Annotated in this window: 2 protein-coding genes; both read right to left on the bottom strand. The window is 67.3% G+C overall.

Features of this window, described 5'->3' with window-relative positions:
- On the bottom strand, positions 1-735 hold a 735-nt coding region (locus tag BLX41_RS14485; RefSeq protein WP_259744914.1), incomplete at its 3' end, for an alpha/beta hydrolase.
- An 88-nt stretch (positions 736-823) separates the two neighbouring features.
- Positions 824-1,523 (bottom strand): glycine betaine ABC transporter substrate-binding protein (locus BLX41_RS14480; RefSeq protein WP_259744913.1); only part of this gene is annotated, 700 nt, incomplete at its 5' end.

Here is a 1,523-nt window from a genome sequence, read left to right as displayed (position 1 = left end):
CGCGATAAAGGCCGGCGGCAGGTGACTGAAGTCCTCTGCCAGCAGCGGCCGGGCATAGGGCGATGTTTGTTCGGGTCCCGGCAGGTACAGCGCCTGGAAACAGTCCAGGTCGCTGCTGTTGAGCAGGGGGGCGTCGGCGCACTGGCTGCGCGAAGGCAGGTTGGCTGCACCGCCCAGCCCGGGATAGACCAGCACCTGGGCGGCGGGCAAGGGTTCACCGGCATCCCGCAGGGCCAGGCACAGCGCCGCGGCCAGATTGCCCCCGGCGCTGTCGCCCATCACCAGCCGACGACGGCGATCCAGCGGCACGGGGCCCAGGCCCTGCTCCAGGGCACGCCATACCGCCAGGCAATCGTCGAAGGCGGCCGGGAACGGGTGTTCCGGGGCCAGCCGGTAGTCCACCGCGATCACCAGCACCTGCAGTTCGCTGGCCAGATGGGCGGTGATGAAATCGTGGGAGTCCAGGCTGCCCAGCACCCAGCCGCCACCGTGCAGGTACAGCAGCCAGGGCCAGCCGCACTCCGGGGCGACGCGGTCCGGGTGATAGAAACGCAGCGGCACCTGGGCCAGTTGCCGCTCATGCACGGCGAGGCCGGGTGGATGGGCCGGAGTGAAATCCCGGCACATGCGCTCATAGCTGTCGCGCAGCCCCTGGAAGCTGCTGTCAGCGCTGGTGTAGCTCAGGGTGCGCTGGACAAAGGCCGTCAGCTCGGCAGAAAGCGGGTAATGGCTCATGGACAGTCCTGAAGTGTAGGAGCCGGCTTGCCGGCGAAGAGGTCCGTGAGACCGCGTTCGCCGGCAAGCCGGCTCCTACGGAGGGCGGTTACAGGTTCGCTTTGACCGCGGCCACGCCATCGCGGCCGTCGAAGGTAGTGACTCCCGTCAGCCAGCGCTGCAAGTCTTCGGGGTGTTCGCGCAGCCATTGCCGGGCCACATCCTGGGGCGTCTTGCGCTGCATGATCGGCACCATCAGCTGGCTTTCCTGGGCCGCGCTGAAGCTCAGGTTCTGCAGCAGTCGATACACATTGGGGCAGCGCTCGGCGTAGTCCGGCGCGGTGACCGTGGAGACCGTGGCCGCCCCTTCGTTGGGGCCGTACACGTCTTCGCTGCCGGTGAGGTAGGTGATGGCCATGTTGATGTTCATCGGGTGCGGGGTCCAGCCGACGAACACCACGAATTCCTTGCGGTTGATCGCCCGCTGCACCGCCGCCAGCATCCCGGCCTCGCCGGACTCGATCAGCTTGAAGCCCTTGAGGCCGAAATGGTCGGTGTCGATCAGGGTCTTGATCGTGGTGTTGGCGCCGCTGCCGGGTTCGATGCCGTAGATCTTGCCCCCCAGCTGTTCCTTGAAGCGGGCGATGTCGGCGAAGGTCTTCAGGCCCGCTTGCGCCACGTAGTCCGGCACCGCCAGGGTCGCCTGGGCATCGGCGAGGCTGGGTTGGGCCATGACCTTGACCTGCCCGGCCTCGAGGAAGGGCGCGATGTTCTTGTCCATGGCGGGCTTCCAGTAGCCGAGGAAGATG

The sequence above is a fragment of the Pseudomonas protegens genome (assembly GCF_003732485.1).
Lineage (GTDB): Bacteria > Pseudomonadota > Gammaproteobacteria > Pseudomonadales > Pseudomonadaceae > Aquipseudomonas > Aquipseudomonas protegens_B.
This window is presented reverse-complemented; position numbering and strand designations above follow the sequence as displayed.